This window comes from Prescottella defluvii, assembly GCF_000738775.1.
GTDB lineage: Bacteria > Actinomycetota > Actinomycetes > Mycobacteriales > Mycobacteriaceae > Prescottella > Prescottella defluvii.
On the sequence record NZ_JPOC01000006.1, the window covers coordinates 21,545 to 38,466 of the forward strand.

The 16,922-nt window shown below is 69.2% G+C and carries 15 protein-coding genes, 1 pseudogene and 1 riboswitch; of the genes and pseudogenes, 13 read left to right on the top strand and 3 right to left on the bottom strand.

The annotated features are described in order from the left end of the window. Nucleotides 1–40: 40 nt before the first annotated feature. A pseudogene (locus tag IJ15_RS24805) lies at nt 41–1,302 on the bottom strand (hypothetical protein). 95 nt (nt 1,303–1,397) lie between these two features. Between IJ15_RS24805 and IJ15_RS0101855 the strand changes: the two are divergent. The 13 genes from IJ15_RS0101855 (at nt 1,398) to IJ15_RS0101915 (ending at nt 13,557) form a co-directional block, all read left to right on the top strand. Continuing rightward, nucleotides 1,398–2,015 carry an NUDIX hydrolase gene (locus tag IJ15_RS0101855; protein ID WP_031936647.1) on the top strand — a complete coding sequence of 206 codons (618 nt, stop codon included), beginning with the start codon at nt 1,398–1,400 and terminating at the stop codon, nt 2,013–2,015. Nucleotides 2,016–2,056: 41 nt separating this feature from the next. Beyond that, nucleotides 2,057–3,100 carry an SMP-30/gluconolactonase/LRE family protein gene (locus IJ15_RS0101860; RefSeq protein ID WP_031936648.1) on the top strand — a complete coding sequence of 348 codons (1,044 nt, stop codon included), beginning with the start codon at nt 2,057–2,059 and terminating at the stop codon, nt 3,098–3,100. A gap of 94 nt (nt 3,101–3,194) precedes the next feature. Then, entirely contained in the window at nt 3,195–3,815 is a 621-nt protein-coding gene (locus IJ15_RS0101865) for a CDP-alcohol phosphatidyltransferase family protein (RefSeq protein WP_031936649.1), read from the top strand. A gap of 56 nt (nt 3,816–3,871) precedes the next feature. After that, a complete protein-coding gene (locus IJ15_RS0101870) occupies nt 3,872–4,678 on the top strand; it encodes a DUF881 domain-containing protein (protein WP_051918447.1) in 807 nt (268 codons plus the stop codon). Continuing rightward, nucleotides 4,675–5,025, top strand: a complete 351-nt coding sequence (locus IJ15_RS0101875; protein WP_031936651.1) for a small basic family protein — start codon at nt 4,675–4,677, stop codon at nt 5,023–5,025. The genes IJ15_RS0101870 and IJ15_RS0101875 overlap by 4 nt, the downstream gene beginning before the upstream one ends. A gap of 170 nt (nt 5,026–5,195) precedes the next feature. Beyond that, nucleotides 5,196–5,915, top strand: a complete 720-nt coding sequence (locus IJ15_RS0101880) for a DUF881 domain-containing protein (protein ID WP_031936652.1) — start codon at nt 5,196–5,198, stop codon at nt 5,913–5,915. Between the two features lie 45 nt (nt 5,916–5,960). Continuing rightward, nucleotides 5,961–6,365, top strand: a complete 405-nt coding sequence (gene gcvH, locus IJ15_RS0101885; protein WP_031936653.1) for a glycine cleavage system protein GcvH — start codon at nt 5,961–5,963, stop codon at nt 6,363–6,365. A 222-nt stretch (nt 6,366–6,587) separates the two neighbouring features. Continuing rightward, the gene (gene odhI / locus IJ15_RS0101890) at nt 6,588–7,082 is read left to right on the top strand and encodes an oxoglutarate dehydrogenase inhibitor Odhl (RefSeq protein ID WP_031936654.1); all 495 of its coding nucleotides are present in this window, start codon (nt 6,588–6,590) and stop codon (nt 7,080–7,082) included. Beyond that, nucleotides 7,079–7,816, top strand: a complete 738-nt coding sequence (ftsR, locus tag IJ15_RS0101895; protein ID WP_031936655.1) for a transcriptional regulator FtsR — start codon at nt 7,079–7,081, stop codon at nt 7,814–7,816. Before odhI ends, ftsR begins: the two co-directional genes overlap by 4 nt. 99 nt (nt 7,817–7,915) lie before the next feature. Beyond that, nucleotides 7,916–8,389 (top strand): bifunctional nuclease family protein, encoded by a 474-nt coding sequence (locus IJ15_RS0101900; protein WP_031936656.1) that lies wholly within the window; start codon nt 7,916–7,918, stop codon nt 8,387–8,389. A 238-nt stretch (nt 8,390–8,627) separates the two neighbouring features. Then, nucleotides 8,628–9,245 carry a MerR family transcriptional regulator gene (locus IJ15_RS0101905; protein ID WP_031936657.1) on the top strand — a complete coding sequence of 206 codons (618 nt, stop codon included), beginning with the start codon at nt 8,628–8,630 and terminating at the stop codon, nt 9,243–9,245. A 54-nt stretch (nt 9,246–9,299) separates the two neighbouring features. Then, nucleotides 9,300–9,406: riboswitch (glycine riboswitch) on the top strand. Nucleotides 9,407–9,586: 180 nt separating this feature from the next. Continuing rightward, a complete protein-coding gene (gcvP, locus tag IJ15_RS0101910) occupies nt 9,587–12,427 on the top strand; it encodes an aminomethyl-transferring glycine dehydrogenase (protein WP_031936658.1) in 2,841 nt (946 codons plus the stop codon). Between the two features lie 290 nt (nt 12,428–12,717). Continuing rightward, nucleotides 12,718–13,557: a class I SAM-dependent methyltransferase gene (locus tag IJ15_RS0101915; protein WP_031936659.1), complete on the top strand. Its 840-nt coding sequence runs from the start codon at nt 12,718–12,720 to the stop codon at nt 13,555–13,557. A gap of 336 nt (nt 13,558–13,893) precedes the next feature. Here the strand turns inward: IJ15_RS0101915 and IJ15_RS0101920 are convergent, their stop codons facing one another. Together IJ15_RS0101920 and IJ15_RS0101925 are read right to left on the bottom strand one after the other, a co-directional pair. Continuing rightward, complete coding sequence (locus IJ15_RS0101920; RefSeq protein ID WP_031936660.1) at nt 13,894–15,036, bottom strand: metallophosphoesterase; 1,143 nt, start codon at nt 15,034–15,036, stop codon at nt 13,894–13,896. Between the two features lie 3 nt (nt 15,037–15,039). After that, complete coding sequence (locus IJ15_RS0101925) at nt 15,040–16,761, bottom strand: substrate-binding domain-containing protein (protein ID WP_031936661.1); 1,722 nt, start codon at nt 16,759–16,761, stop codon at nt 15,040–15,042. Between the last annotated feature and the right edge of the window lie 161 nt (nt 16,762–16,922).

Genomic DNA, 16,922 nt, shown 5'->3' on the forward strand with positions numbered 1-16,922 from the left:
TTCACGGCCCCGTCGACGTCGCGAATCCGGATGTCGTGGTTCACGACTGCGGGTCCGCGAGACAACCGTCGGGGCCGCGCTCGACGAATACTGCCGCCGAACAGTAGGCGATCGTGGGGTAGTAGGGGCCCATCGAGACGGCGGGATCGGTGCCGTCGGCCTGCGACGCCTGGACCGACAGAGGATAGAAGCCGGACGACGGCAACATGTTCCGCAGAATGAGGACCCTCTTCGCGACGTCGGTCGAACCCCACGGCAGCACCGTCACTGCCGGACCCACTGCCGGGAGGTCCTGCGGGGCACCGACGACGAACGTGTACCAGCCGTCGTCGTCGAGCCGGGTCTGGAAGTCCGCGGCGCACGCGACCACCGGGTACGGCGAGACCAGGTCGTTCTGGCACATCGACCAGTAGCGAACCTGACGGTCCGGGACGATCGCGGACACACCCGCACGGGTGTCGGGGAACGACGGTGCCTTGCCGCGCACCACGGCGACCCTGCCCGGGCGATAGGTGAGGCGGGCGGCGATGTACTTGTTGTCGCCGTTCGGAAACAGGCCCGACGTGTCGGCCGGGTTCACGAACACCGCCTCCGGGGTGTCGCCGCGGAAGGCACCCGACGCGGCCGCTTCGATTGCCCGGTCGATGCCACGCCGGGCGACATCGGCGACCGGGCCCGCGAACGAGCTCGGATCGAACGGTTCCGCGCAGGCTGCACGGGAAGGCTCGCGCTGCCGAGTCGGTACGTGACATCCGGCAACGGCACGCCGCCGCTGAGCGATCCCGGATCGTCGGGAACGTAGACCCGGAGGATCAGGAACCCGATCGGCGCGGCGTCGGCGCGCACGGCCCGAATCTCGTTGCGTGCCGGGTCGGCCGGCCCCGGCACCAGCGTCGCGTGCCACCGGCGCTGCTCCGGCGGCAGCACCCGGGCGTCGGCGTCGGCGAAAGGATTTGCGCTCCCCGGATCGGGCAAAATCCGGTCGTCCCGCAACGTGTCGATCGTGTCGAGATCCGTGCCGTAGGTGTTGAGCGAGAAGTAGCGTGCCGACGGGTAGGCGCCGGACAGTTCGAGAGAGTCGCGGGGGCCCAGCGCGTAGGGCAGGACCCAGTAGGTGGCACCGGTGTCGGGGAAGGCGACGTTCAGCGACTGCCCGTCGGACATGAACCGCCACGCACAGGGCAGGGGATCTGCGGACACGGCATGCGCCGGAGTGGGCGCCGCGAGCAGTGCGGCCCCGGCACACGCGGCCGCCGAGGCGCCCAGGATGCGGCGGCCGATCGAATGCGGTGACGTGCGCATGGCAGGACCCCCATCGGAGGGTTCCACGGTAGCGAGGACGGCGGGCGGTTGGGGCATGATCGGACGAACAGTCGTTCGGCGCGCAGGAGGCGGTCATGGCGGATTCGGCGAGGGGCACCCGGGAGCGGATCGAACTTGCGTTGCAGACCTTCGAACCCGAAGCGGCGGTCCGCGGCGACTATCGGGAAGCGGCCGTCGCGATCGCGATCATGCGTGGTGAGGACGGTTCGCCCGTGTTCCCGTTGACGCTGAGGCCGTCGAAGATGCGCGCCCACGCGGGGCAGTTCGCGCTGCCCGGCGGCCGGCTCGACGAGGGGGAGACTGGGCAGGACGCGGCCCTGCGCGAACTCGGTGAGGAACTCGGGGTACACGTCGGCCCGGAGGACGTGCTCGGTCGGCTCGACGATTTCGTCACCCACTCGGGCTACGTCATGACCCCGTACGTGGTGTGGTCGGGGCAGTCGATCGCGTCGGTGGTGCCCAGCCCGGACGAGGTGGCGCACGTGTTCGCGGTCGCATTGGACGAACTCGACGTCCCGACGCAGTACACGACGATCCCCGGAGCGCCCGAACGCGTCGCGTGCTGGCCCTTCCGCGGGGAACACATCCACGCCCCCACCGGCGCGGTGATCCACCAGTTCTGCGAGGTGGTCCTGCACGGGCGCCACACCCGGGTCGCGTCGATCGCGCAGCCCGCCTTCGCATGGCGCTGAAACCCCGGTGAGCGCTCACCCACCCGACTAGCGTCGGGCGGGTGAACCTCCTGCGGACGGCCCTGCGCGCCCTCGACCGCACCGGCATCGAACCGGTCGCGTGGCGGCCGCCGCCCGCGCCCGCCGAGACCGGACTGTTCGCGCCGGGACATCACCTCGACGGCACGGAGCAGTGGCGGCTGCCGACCGGCCGCGGACCCGAGGACGTCGCGGTCGACGGCGAGGGCCGGGTGATCACCGGCGGCGACGACGGCCGACTGTGGCGGTTCGACGACGCCGGTCGTGCCACCGAACTGGCGCACACCGGTGGCCGTCCGCTCGGGGTGGAGGTGCTCGACGACGGCCGCTACCTGGTGTGCGACTGCGAACGCGGGCTGCTGCGGGTGGACGAGACCGGGCGGGTCGAACTGCTCACCGATTCGGCGCTGGGCCGTCCGTTGCTGGCGTGCAACAACTCCGCCGTCGGCCGGGACGGGATCGTCTACTTCACCGATTCGTCGGCGCGGTTCACCGTCCCCGATCACCGCCTCGATCTTCTCGAACACAGCGGTACCGGGCGGTTGCTCCGATTCGATCCGCGCACCGGTGAGACGGATCTGCTCGCCGACGGCCTGCAGTTCGCGAACGGTGTCGGCCTCGCCGCCGACGAGTCCTATGTGATCGTGGCGGAGACGGGCGCGTACCGGATCCAGCGTGTGGAACTGACCGGACCGCAGGCCGGCACGGTGTCGGTGTGGGCGGACAACCTGCCCGGAATCCCCGACAACGTCACCTCACAGACCTCCGCGGGCATCTTCTGGGTGGCGCTGTACAGCCCGCGGATGGCGCTACTGGACCGGGTGGCGCCGTACCCGAACCTGCGGGTCGTCACCGCGAATCTGCCGAGCGTCGTGCAACCCGACCCCGACCACCGGGCCTGGGTACTCGGGCTGGACGGTGCCGGACGCGTCGCGCACAGCCTGCGCGGGGGAAAGGGGAGCTACTCGCCGGTCACCGGTGTCCGCGAGACACCGGAGTGGCTCTATCTGGGAAGCCTCACCGCGGGCGCGCTCGCGCGGGTCCCGCGCTGCGAGCTGGGTGTCTGAACCGGGCCGCCTTCGCGCGGTCGGTCCCTGAATCGGCACACCGGGTGTGGAAAGCTGGCCTGCGACAGGGGACGGGAAGCCGGAAGGATCGTTGGTGGACGCGGTAGGACAGAACGTGGGCTCGGAGCAGGTCACCGATCGCATCCTCACCATTCCCAATCTCCTCAGCATGGTCCGCCTCGCCGGGGTGCCGCTGCTGCTGTACCTGATGCTCGGCCCGCAGGCCGACGGTTGGGCGTTGGCGGTGCTGATGCTCAGCGGCTTCACCGACTGGGCCGACGGCAAGCTCGCCCGCCTGCTGAACCAGATGACGCGGCTGGGCGCCCTCCTCGACCCCTTGGTCGATCGGCTGTACGTGATCACGACGCTGGTCGCCTTCGTCGCCCGCGACATCATCCCGTGGTGGGTGGCGGCCATCCTGATCGGCCGGGATCTGATCCTGGCGTTCACACTGCCGATCTACCGTCGGCGCGGGCTTCCGCCTCCGGACGTCATCTACCTCGGCAAGGCCGCGACGTTCGCGTTGATGTTCGCGCTGCCCCTCCTGCTGGCGGCGCAACTCGACTGGGGATTCGCGACGATTGCCAACCCGTGGGGCTACGCGCTGCTGACCTGGGGCACCGCGCTCTACGTCTGGACCGCCGGCCTGTACATCGCGAAGGCCGCCGAGGTGGCCCGTACGGTGCCCCGCGCCGTCACCCGGAGCGGCCCGTGACAGGTACGCCCCGACCGGTGCGGCGGAATCCGGTCCCGTCACTGCTGAAGTCACTCATGAACGACCACCTCGATCCCGGGTACGCCGGCGCCGCCGAGGACCGGGAACAGGGGCACTCCAAGTCCACCCGCATCGCCGCGGGCGCATGGATCTCCTTCGGCGCCGTCCTCGTCGGCATGGTGTTCGGCATCTCGTACGCCCAGGCGACGTCGTCCGCGTCCGACGTGGACCGGACCCGCACCGAGATGCTGACGAAGGTGCGCGACGCCGAGGATCGGGGACAGAGCCTGGCCACCGGGCGGGACGAGCTGACCGTTCGGGTCGACGACCTGCGGGCGTCGGTGCTCGCCGGCGACGCCGAGGGAGCGCAGGTCCTCGACCGGCTACGCACCCTCGAGGCCGCTGCTGCCACCGAACCCGTGCACGGCCCCGGACTGGTCGTGACCCTCACCGATCCGACAGCGAGACCCGACCTGTCGGACTCGTCGCAGCGCGTCTCAGGCTCCCCCCAGTCCGGTGTCCTCGACCGCGACCTGCAGGCGGTCGTCAACGCGCTGTGGGCGAGCGGCGCCGAGGCCGTCGCGGTGGGTGACGTCCGCGTCGGGCCGGCCGTCACCATCCGTCAGGCGGGCGGGGCGATGCTCGTCGACAACCAGCCGGTGCCGTCGCCCTACCAGGTGTCGGCCATCGGCCCACCTCGCAAGCTGCAGACCGGCTTCGTGGTGAGCGACGCCTATCTGAGGATGTCGACTGTCCAGCAGCTGTACGGGGTGGGTTTCACCATCGCCGAGTCCGACGACCTGCGGCTACCCGCTGCCGCCGGTCGTGAAGTGAGATTCGCACAGGAAACGGGGGCACCGTGAAAGGTGGCTACGCGCTCTACGGAGTGCTCGCGCTCGTCGCCGGCATCGCGCTCGGCATCGTCTTCAGTCCGCAGGTGCCCGACGCCGTCCAGCCCTATCTGCCGATCGCCGTCGTCGCCGCACTCGACGCCGTGTTCGGCGGGCTGCGCGCGTACCTCGACGGGATCTTCGACGCCAAGGTCTTCGTCGTCTCGTTCGTCTTCAACGTCCTGGTCGCCGCACTGATCGTGTGGCTCGGCGACCAACTCGGGGTGGGGACGCAGCTGTCGACGGCGATCATCGTCGTCCTCGGTATCCGGATCTTCGGCAACGCGGCGGCGCTGCGTCGACGCCTGTTCGGGGCGTGATCGGCGTGGAACCCGACGACGACACCCCCGCCCAGGGCGCCCCCGTACCGACCCCCGACGCCGAGGGCCCCGAAGTTGAGAGTCCCGAAGCCGAGAGCCCTGAAGTCGAGAGTCCCGAAGCGGAGAGCCCCGCCGAGGCGGGCGGCTCCCGTGGGGAGGGCCGCCACGAGATGCCCGACTCCCCGCGCCCACGCACGCGATCCCGATTCGCGTTCGGGCTGCTCGCGGTGCTGCTGATGGCAGCGCTCGGCGTCGCGATCGCGACACAGGTCAGCAGCACCGGATCGGGCGACAATCTCGATTCCGCGCGGCCCGCGGACCTCCTCGCGGTCCTGGGCAACCTCAACCAGCGTGAGGCTGCACTCCGCCAGGAGATCTCGGGACTCGAGCAGACGCTGTCGAAGCTCGAGGCGGGCGGCGGCAGCTCCGGCGCGGCGTTGGAGGAGGCGAAAGCCCGGTTGTCCGCGCTGTCGATCCAAGTGGGCACCGTCGCGGCAACCGGTCCGGGTGTCACCCTCACGGTCGAGGATCCCGGCTCGTCGGTCGGCTCGGAGGTCCTGCTCGACCTCATCCAGGAACTGCGCGCCGCGGGCGCCGAGGCGATCGAGATCCGCGGCTCCGGATCCGAGCCGATCCGCATCGGTGTCGACTCGTGGGTCAGCGGAGGGGGCGCGAACGTCACCGTCGACGGGCGTCGGATCTCGGCCCCGTTCGGGGTCGTGGCGATCGGGGACCCGCCGACGCTCGCGGCGGCTCTGAACATCCCCGGCGGAGTGGTCGACACCGTCGCACGCAGCGGCGGACAGTTGCGGATCGCGCAATCGCCGCAGGTCACGGTGTCCGCCTTGCGGGAGGTCAAACCACGCCAATACGCTCAGCCCGGAAACTGATCTTCTCCGGCCGGCTCGTTCGGCCGTACCCGAAAGGAAGCCACCGTGAGTGAGCTCGCTACCCCCGCCGATCTGCGTTACACAGCAGACCACGAATGGGTGCGGCGTACGGGTCCGACGACGGTGCGTGTGGGTATCACCGACTTCGCACAGTCGCAGCTCGGCGACGTCGTGTTCGTCCAGCTGCCGGCGGAGGGCGACGACGTCACCGTCGGCGACTCCTTCGGCGAGGTGGAGTCGACGAAGAGTGTTTCGGACATCTTCGCGCCGCTGACGGCGAAAGTTGTTGCGGTCAACGCCGATCTGGACGGCAGCCCCGAACTGGTCAACTCCGACCCGTACGGCAGCGGTTGGCTCGTCGACCTCGAGGTCGACGACGAGGCCGGATTGGACGAGATGCTTGCCGCCACCCTGGACGCCGCGGGATACCTCGCGGTTTCCGGCAGCTGATCCGCGGAGAATTCCGCCTGATTTCGCGGGTCTTCGCCCGGCCTGTCCGCCTACACGCACCGCCCCTGTCAGGGTACGGTCGAGGTGAGCGAGACGCCGTGTCGGTGCGCGGATTCGCATCGCAATGTGATGGTGGCCGAGATACGTCGAGGCCGAGTGGTACCGCGTGACCCCGGGAACGCAGAAAACGTTCTCGGGTAAACGGATTGAGGAGGAGAAACGGTGAGCGAGAACGGCAACGACGCGGTTTACGGAGAGACGCCGGCCGAGACCACATCGGTTTTCCGTGCGGATTTTCTCAATGAGATGGACAGCTCGTCCTCGCAGACAGCTGAGGCCCCGGTCTCCGGAGTCGAGGGGCTGCCCGCCGGTTCCGCGCTGCTCGTCGTCAAGAGGGGTCCGAATGCGGGCTCGCGTTTCCTGCTCGACCAGCCGATGACCTCCGCGGGGCGTCACCCCGACAGCGACATCTTCCTCGACGACGTCACGGTGAGCCGCCGGCACGCGGAATTCCGGCAGGACGACGACGAGTTCCAGGTCGTCGACGTCGGCAGCCTGAACGGTACGTACGTCAACCGCGAGCCGGTGGACTCCGCGGTCCTCGCGAACGGTGACGAGGTGCAGATCGGCAAGTTCCGCCTCGTGTTCCTGACCGGGCCGCGCGGCAACGCCGGCCCGCAGATCGGCGAATCCGCGGCTGGTGCGGGCAACCAATGACAGCCGTCCGGCAGGAGGCCGCCACAGGCATGTCGATCGGCACGGTGCTCGATCGACTGCGCCCGGATTTTCCGGATGTGACGATTTCCAAGATCCGATTCCTCGAGGCTGAGGGGCTGATCAGTCCGGAGCGGACGCCGTCCGGGTATCGGCGGTTCTCGATCGCCGATTGCGAGCGACTGAGGTTCGTGCTCACTGCGCAACGAGATCAGTACCTGCCGCTCAAGGTGATCAAGGAACAGCTCGAGGCGATCGACAGCGGTGTCGCGACCGTCGGTGCGGTGGATTCACTGCCTCGACGTCCGCGCACCCTCGCGGTGGCGCCGGGGGAGGTGTCCCCAGAGGAGTTTCGTGCCGATCGTGAGGTGCGGATCAGCCGGGACGATCTGATCGCGCGTTCGGGAATCGACGAACGCTTCCTGAGCGAGTTGCTCCGGAGCGGTCTCGTCGTGCCCGGCGCCGCGGGTTTTTTCGACGAGGACGCCGTGACACTGTCACGGACCGCCAAGGCGATGTCGGAGTTCGGCCTCGAGGTCCGGCACCTGCGTGCATTCAAGTTGGCTGCCGATCGCGAGGCCGGCCTGGTCGCGCAGATCGCGGGGCCCGTCGCGAAAGGGCGTGACGCGGGTGCGCGGGACCGTGCCGAGGAGATGGTGCGTGAGCTCGCGGCACTGTCCCTGACGCTGCACACCTGCCTGGTCAAGGCGGCGGTGCGAGGGGCTCTCGATCGCTGACGGCCGCAGCGGGTTCGAATAGAATCGGGGCAGTACGTCAAACGGGGCTTGTTCGCCGTTCGAGGTGGACCCGGTCGCCGGTACGAGGTGGAGGACGCGATGAGTGAGATGCGTGTGATCGGAATCCGTGTCGAACAGCCGCAGAACCAGCCGGTGTTGCTTCTGCGCGAAAGCAACGGCGACAGGTACCTGCCGATCTGGATCGGGCAGACCGAGGCCACAGCGATTGCGTTGGAGCAGCAGGGGGTGGAACCCGCACGCCCGCTCACGCACGATCTCGTCAAGGATCTTCTCGAAGCCTTCGGCCACACCCTGCGGGAGGTGCGGATCGTCGACCTGCAGGCAGGTACGTTCTACGCCGATCTGGTGTTCGAGGGCGATGTCCGGGTCTCGGCCCGCCCGTCGGATTCGGTGGCGATCGCCCTGCGGATCGGTGTTCCGATCTTCGTGGACGAGGCAGTGCTCGCGGAGGCGGGTCTGGTGATGCCGGACGAGCGCGAGGACGAGGTGGAGAAGTTCAAGGAGTTTCTCGAGTCGGTGTCGCCGGACGATTTCAAGGCGACCGACGGCTGACCGTCAAACTCTCGACTACAGGTTGAGGGTCTTGGGCGCGTCGCATTGACCTCGGTTCGTCGAGGCCATACCGTCACGTGCTGTGAACGACCGCCGCGTGGGATGCGCGGGGCGTACCCTGAATGGAATCCACCGTTCGGGTTTGCTCGATGTTACGAGTGAGCGATGTGCAGGTAGCGGGGAATCTTCGAGGCTCCGCGCCTGTCAGCGCTGCTGAACACGCGAGAGGGAGTAGTCCGTGGTAGATCGGCCGCAGGAGCACCAGTCGAACCTCGTTGACGAGGCCGCCGTCGGTGCGGTGAGCGTCGACGAAGACGTGCAGCCCGGGTTGTTCCCCGACGATTCCGTCCCCGACGACCTCGTCGGCTACCGCGTGCCGATCGCGTGCCAGATTGCCGGCATCACCTACCGTCAGCTCGATTACTGGGCGCGCACCAATCTGGTCGTCCCGTCGATTCGCGGCGCGGCCGGATCCGGCAGTCAGCGCCTGTACTCGTTCAAGGACATCCTCGTCCTGAAGATCGTCAAGCGCCTCCTGGACACCGGCATCTCGTTGCAGAACATCCGGGTGGCGGTCGACCATCTGCGGCAGCGGGGCGTGCGGGACCTGGCCCGCATCACCCTGTTCTCCGACGGCGTCACCGTGTACGAGTGCACCTCCGCCGAGGAGGTCGTCGATCTCCTGCAGGGCGGTCAGGGCGTGTTCGGGATCGCAGTCAGCGGCGCGATGCGCGAGTTGACCGGAACGATCGCCGACTTCCCCGCCGAACGCGCCGACGGCGGCGAGGCCACGCAGGCCCCCGAGGACGAACTGGCCTCGCGGCGCAAGACCCGGGGCGACCGCAAGACCGGCTAGCCTGTTCTGGGCTTTCGTCCAGGTGCGGGGTCGTGGCATAGACTGACGGAGCGTCGCCGTCGTGCGGGAGAGTTCCGGGCAGTTTTGTAGTAGTTGTCCGGGCGCCGAAGGAGCAACACCTCCCCGTCAATCTCTCAGGCATCCAGGACCGTGCGGGCTCCGACGCCTCTGGAAAGCGGTGGGAGTACCCACCCGCCCACGGGGAAAGGCGCACGCATCCGGTGGATGCGGCGGCGGCTGAATCTCTCAGGCGCTCGGGTCTCCCGAGCAGGCGACAGAGGGGGAGGACCGTTCCATTCGTGGAGCGCATCCTGCACCCGTCGAACCGCCTGGGAGTTCACTTGATCGACGCTCGTAGCCATTCGTTCGCAGACCGTCACGTCGGTCCGGATTCGGCCGAACTGGCCCGCATCCTCGAGGTCGTAGGGGTGGAGTCACTCGACGACCTTGCCACTCGCGCGGTGCCGGCGAGCATCCTCGATCCCACCTCCGGCGGAGTCGCGGCCGGGCTCGAGGCGCTCGACGCCCCGCTGACGGAACACGATGCGCTGGCCGCGTTGTCGGCGCTGGCGGCGCAGAACACGACCGCCGTGTCGATGATCGGCCTCGGCTACTACGACACGCTCACCCCGCCGGTGCTGGTGCGCAACATCCTCGAGAATCCCGCCTGGTACACCGCCTACACGCCGTACCAGCCCGAGATCAGTCAGGGCCGGCTCGAGGCGTTGCTCAACTTCCAGACCATGGTGGGCGACCTGACCGGCATGGAGATCGCGAACTCGTCGATGCTCGACGAGGGCACCGCTGCGGCCGAGGCCATGACCTTGCTGCGGCGCGCGTCGCGCAGCAAGTCGCCGCGCTTCGTCCTCGACACCGACCTGTTCCCGCAGACCCGCGCGGTGGTGATGACCCGCGCCGAGCCGCTCGGCATCGAGATCGTCGAGGCGGACCTCACGCAGGGGCTGCCCGACGGTGAGTTCTTCGGTGTCCTCGCCCAGCTTCCGGGGGCGTCGGGCCGGGTCGTCGACCATGCGGAGATGATCGCGGCCGCCCACGAGCGTGGCGCGTTGGTCGCGGTTGGCGCCGATCTGCTGGCGATGACGCTGCTGACCCCGCCCGGTGAGATGGGTGCCGACGCCTGCTTCGGCACGACGCAGCGCTTCGGTGTCCCGATGGGCTTCGGTGGCCCGCACGCCGGCTATCTCGCGGTGCACAGCAAGCACGCCCGTCAGCTTCCCGGCCGCCTGGTCGGCATCTCGGTGGACGCCGACGGCAACAAGGCATACCGCCTGGCACTGCAGACGCGGGAACAGCACATCCGCCGTGAGAAGGCGACCAGCAACATCTGCACCGCGCAGGTGCTGCTCGCGATCGTCGCGGCGATGTACGCCAGCTATCACGGCGCGGAGGGCCTCAAGGCGATCGCGCAGCGCGTCCATCAGCGCGCCGAGTTCCTCGCAGCCGGTCTGAAGACGGCCGGTGTCGAGGTGGTCCACGAGCAGTTCTTCGACACCGTCCTGGCCCGGGTGCCCGGTCGCGCCGCAGATGTCGTCGCGAACGCGAAGGCGTGGGGAGTGAATCTGCGTCTCGTCGACGCCGACCACGTCGGCGTCGCGTGCGACGAGGCGACCACCGAGGCGCACGTGGAGTCCGTGCTCGCGGCCTTCGGAGTGCCGGCCGCGACCGTCGTCGACCACGCTCCTGCGCCGTTCGGGGACCGGACCACCGCGTACCTGCAGCACGAGTCGTTCACGAAGTACCGCACCGAGACCGCCATGCTCCGCTACCTGCGGGCCCTGTCCGACAAGGACATCGCCCTCGACCGCAGCATGATCCCGCTGGGCTCGTGCACCATGAAGCTCAATGCGACCGCGGAGATGGAGCCCATCACGTGGCCGGGCTTCTCGAAGCTGCACCCGTTCGCGGCCGAGGACGCGCCCGGCATGCTGAAGGTCATCGAGGACCTGCAGAACTGGCTGGTCGCGATCACCGGCTACGACGCGGTGAGCCTGCAGCCCAACGCCGGCAGCCAGGGCGAGTACGCCGGTCTGCTGGCGATCCGCAACTACCACCTCAGCCGCGGCGACGATCACCGCGACACCTGCCTGATTCCGTCCAGCGCGCACGGCACCAATGCGGCGTCCGCGGTGATGGTCGGAATGCGGGTCGAGGTCGTCGCGTGCCGCGAGAACGGTGATGTCGACCTCGACGACCTGCGGGCGAAGATCGCCGACCACGCTGAGCGCTTGGCCGCGATCATGATCACCTACCCGTCGACGCACGGCGTCTACGAGGAGGAGGTCGGCGAGATCTGCGCGGCCGTGCACGACGCCGGCGGCCAGGTGTACGTCGACGGTGCCAATCTCAACGCGCTGGTCGGGCTCGCCCGTCCAGGTCGGTTCGGCGGCGACGTCAGCCACCTGAACCTGCACAAGACATTCTGCATCCCGCACGGCGGCGGTGGCCCGGGTGTCGGCCCGATCGGCGTCCGCTCGCACCTCGCCCCGTTCCTGCCGGGCCATCCGATGGCGCCCGAACTGGGCGGCTCGGGACCGGTCTCGGCGGCGCCGTACGGCAGCGCGTCGATCCTCCCGATCACCTGGACCTACATCAAGATGATGGGTGCTCAGGGACTGCGCCGGGCGTCGCTGACGGCGATCGCGTCGGCCAACTACATCGCCCGTCGTCTCGACGAGTACTTCCCGGTCCTCTACACCGGGGAGAACGGGATGGTCGCGCACGAGTGCATCCTCGACCTGCGTCCGCTCACCAAGGAGACCGGCGTGACGGTCGACGATGTCGCCAAGCGTCTGGCCGACTACGGTTTCCACGCCCCGACCATGAGCTTCCCGGTCGCCGGCACCCTGATGGTGGAGCCGACCGAGAGCGAGAACCTCGACGAGATCGACCAGTTCTGTGACGCCATGATCGCGATCCGACGCGAGATCGACCGGGTCGGGGCAGGGGAGTGGCCGGTCGAGGACAATCCGCTGCGCGGTGCGCCGCACACCGCCGAGTGCCTAGTTTCCGACTGGAGTCACCCGTATTCGCGGGAGATCGCGGTCTACCCGATGGGGACGGGCCGGCCCAAGGTATGGCCGTCTGTGCGGCGCATCGACGGCGTCCACGGCGACCGGAACCTCGTGTGCTCGTGCCCGCCGATCGAGGCGTACAGCAGCTGATCAGGGCTTGAAGTAGGGCAGTGAGGTAGGGCGAGGCCCCGGTCGTTCTCCGGAACGACCGGGGCCTCGCCGTTTCCTGGATCGGCCACCTTTTGAAACTTCGTGCAGGACGGAAGCGGGGGAATTATGGAATCCTGTTGTCGTCACCGCGGGCGGGAACCCGACCGGCACGACACGATCTCGTCGCACCTCCCAATTCGGTCGGGTCACGCCGCTCACTACCGGGGGAGGGGCTTTCCGATACCGAAACGTCGTTGACCGGCCCGGCCGGGCGGGCAGATGATCGAGGAATGGTCGAGGTGCCGGACGGACTGCAGGTTGCGCGGCTCGCGGAGTTGTTCGATCTTGTGGTCGACAGCTACGACAATGTGGGGGTGCCCTTCTTCGGGCCGATCGCGGAACATCTGGTGCGGGAGGCCGATCCGCAACCGGGTTCCCGGGCGCTCGACATCGGATGCGGCCGCGGCGCGGTGCTGTTCCGGTTGGCGGAGGCAGTGGGGCCGGACGGGGAAGTGGTCGGTATCGATGTGTCGCCGAAGATGGTCGAGGCCACCGCCCACGAGGCACGCGCCAGGGGATTGACGAATGTGACCGTCCAGGTGATGGACGCGATGAAGCCGACGCTTCCGCGAGGCAGATTCGACACGATCACGGCCTCGTTCATGATCTTCTTCCTGCCGGATCCCGCTGCGGCCCTGACGGCGTGGCGATCGCTGCTGGTGCCGCACGGAACCGTGGGGGTGTCAACGTTCGGGGCGTGGGATCCGCGGTGGGAGCAGATGGAGGACTTGTTCGCGCCGTACCGGGATCGTGGATTCTTCAGTGTCGATCCGCGGGATCCGAACGGGCCCTTCGGCAGCGACGCCGCGGTCGAAGGGCTGATGCGCGCTGCCGGCCTGGTTCATCCGCGCACCGTCGGCTTCGACCTCGACCTGTACTTCGACGACGCCGAACAGTGGTACACGTGGACGCGCTCGCACGGGCAACGTCAGTTGTGGGACGCGATTCCGGCCGCGGAACTGGACCGGGTCCGGGATGCTGCGCTCGCGCGGGTCGACGGTTGGCGTGACGAGCAGGGGCGGATCACCTCACGGCATCGGATACGGCTGACGTACGCGCAGCGGCCGTAGTACCCCTGCGGTTTCGCGCTTCAGCAGGTCTACGACCGCTGGGGTGGAGGCCTCGGTGGTTACGTGACGAGCGACCTCGGTCCGTGGGGCAGGGGACTGGCGCCGGAGGAAGCGGCGGAACTCGGACCGGTCGCACGCTCTGTCCGTCCCCGTAGCTCGGCGTCGCCGGCGAGGTCGAGAGTCCTACGTCTGTAGAACTCGGTGCAGGACGGAACCTTTGGAATGTCGGAACAAATCCACTAGTACTGCAAGTAGCTCACCTTCACGAAGTCGACAGTTCAGAAAAGCCACGACACCCGGGGTGGAGTCCTCCTCGAACAGGGATCCGCCCGGGCGTCACTCCGCCGGGCGGCTGGCCAATTCCAGGATGGTGATCTCCGGTGGGGCGCCGACGCGAACCGGCGGTCCCCAGGCGCCCGCGCCGCGGGAGGTGTAGAGGACGGTGTCGCCGATGCGATCGAGTCCGGTGACCGACGGTTGCTGCAGGGGGACGAGGTAGCCGAGCGGCCACATCTGCCCGCCGTGCGTGTGACCCGACAGCTGGAGGTCCACGCCCAGTTCCGACGCCTCGACGGCCTGCTTCGGCTGGTGCGCGAGCAGCAGTACGAAGCGTTCCGGATCGCGGCCGGCGAGTGCGGCGGGCAGGTCCGGTTCGTACGGGGTGGGGGAGGTGAGGTCGTGGATGCCGGCGAGGTCGATCACCGCGCCGCCGCGGGCGATCTCGACGCGTTCGTTGCGGAGGGTGCGGATGCCGAGGCGGTCCCACAGGTCCAGCCAGGGGCCACCGTCGCCGGCGTAGAACTCGTGGTTGCCACTGACGCCGTACACGCCGAGCGGCGCACGTAGATCGCGCAGCGGTTCGAGGTCCGGCCCGACCTTCCCGACGGTGCCGTCGACGAGGTCGCCGCCGAGCAGTATCAGTTCGGGTTTCTGGGCGTTGACCAGGTCGACGACCTTGCGGGTGAACCCGACACCGCGTGACGGGCCGACGTGCAGGTCCGTCACGAGCGCGATCCGCATCCCGGCGAACTGGCTCGGCAGGCGCCGCAGCGGCACGCGCACGCGCTGGATGCGTGGGGTGTGCGCCTCGGTGACGCCGTAACCGGCCGCGCCGACGGCGGCCACCGTGACGGCGGCGGTCGCGCTGCGCAGTACGCGCCGCCGGGACGGATCGGTGGGTTGCGGTCGTCCCGTCAGGCGGGCGATCCCGGAACCGGCAGCGACCAGCAGCAATCCGAGCACCAGGTACAGCAGCGCAGCGAGCCACACCCAGCCGACGAAGCCGGGGACCCGGGCCCATGCCGGGTCGAAGACCTCGCCGCTGCCGATGCCGATCAGTGCCAGCACCCACAGGACGACGAGAGCGACGCCGATCGCACGGGCGGGGCGTCCCTTCAGTCCGGTCGTACGGACGAGGCGTCGATGCACCCACCAACTGACGAGCGCGAGGAAGGCCCCGAAGATCGCGATTCGCACCATGGTCTACGACAGCGTTTCGGCGAGCGCGGCACCGAGCTCGAGACCCTGCGTCGACGGCACCGCGACGAACGTGCCCCCGGTCTGGTCGGCCATCGCCCGCAAGGTTGCCTGATCACTGTTCTCGCCGATCGAGACGACGTCGACGCGGACGGGATGCGTGCCGGCGTTCAGCGCCTGCGTGAGCTTCTGCTTGCTGGTGGACGTGTCGTCGTTGGGGCCGTCGGTGATCAGCAGGACGGAGTTGGGACGACCGTCGACGAACCCGTCGACCGCACTCTGGTGGGCGGCGATCACGGACGCGTACGTCGATGTCGCGGTCGCCGGTTTCAGCGACTGCAGCGCGCTCTCCAGTTGCTGCCGTCGTGTGCCCTCGGTCAGCGGTCCGGTCGTCACCTTCACCAGGTAGGGCTTGTTGCCGTCGAGTCCGCGGCTGTACACCCACAGTCCGATGTCGGACGCGTCGGGCAGGTTCGCGAACTGCCGGGACAGTGCGTCGACGGTGTTGCTCAGCCGAGTGCCGGAGCCGTCGTCGTTGCCCATCGAGCCCGAGACGTCGAGCAGGATCGTGGTGGCCTGGGGGACAGCGGGATTCGCGAACGTCTGCTGCAGGTGCTGCTGGGCGGGGCCGGTGGCGGGCACGAGCACCTGCCCGAGGGGCGGCATCGGGGTCTGATCGGTGGCGGCCGGGAGGGCGTCGCCGACCCGGAATCCGGCGTCCAGGAAGGTCCGGGCCTGCTCGGGCTGCCGGATGAAGTCGGCGAACTGGGCGGCGGCACGGCTGAGGGTCTCGTCGACCCACGGCGTCGCCAGGATCGCGGCGGGATGGTCGGCTACGGGCGTCGCCCCGGCGGGTGCGAAGGCGACCAGCCCGGACGCCTTCCGGCCGAGCGCGCGGAGCTGCTGCTCGGTCGACGGCACGGCGTGGAAGGTGCCCTGCGCGGGTTCCGGCTGGGCGGCGAGTGCCGCGGCCGCGTCGGTGGCCGAGTTCGGCACGCCCTCGATCGCGTTGTCGCCGTTCGCGAGGGCCGCGATCGCGGCGGTGACCTTCGGTGCGGCGGCCTGTGTGTCGTCGAGCGGACCCGCGCCGATGTCGGCGGTTGCGGCGGCGACCGCGTCGAGCGTCTGATCGGTGGTCGATCCCGCGGGCAACGCCAGCTTCAGCGAACCCCAGCCGGGGAGTCCGAGCCCGTCCAGGGAGTTCTTCCCGGACTGCAGTGCCGGCAGGTCCCGCCACCCTGTCCCGGCCGCGGTGAGGGCGACCGTCAACTCCTGCGGTGCCGCGAGCACCACCGGACTGGTGGCGAGCGACTTGGGCTGCCCGTCGATGACGCCGGCGGTGGCCGCGGCGCGGGTGACGGACTGGCTGCTCGACGGGATCCACAGTGACGGCGCCGGCCCGAGATCCGCGTTCCACGGCCCGTTCGGTGCGCCGACGAGGGCGTCGGCGACGGCGGCGGAGTCCTGCGCGGTCACCGACACCGACACGCAGTGGTCGCGGATCACGGGCAGAGTTGCGGTGTAGCGGGCGGCGAGATCGCGGATCTGGTCGGCGATGTCGGGGGAGGCGGCCACCTCGAGCGTGGCGTCACCCTCGACGCACGCTCCTGCGGCCGCCGAGCCCTGATCGCTGGTGCGGTCCCGCAGTTGGAACCAGCCGACGACGGCGACGACCAACAGGATCACCGACACCACGGCGATGACCGGGCCCTTGCTGACGCCGCGCACGCGTCGGTCACTGCGATGTTGGCCCACGTGTTCAACCGCCTTGCTTCACAACCGAAGGGCCGGCTCCTGACCGGCCCTGACGAACGCAGTCTAGTTGCGAATCCGGACATCCCGACGAACCCGGCCCCGACACCTGGAAGGTGCCGGGGCCGGGTGGGAGT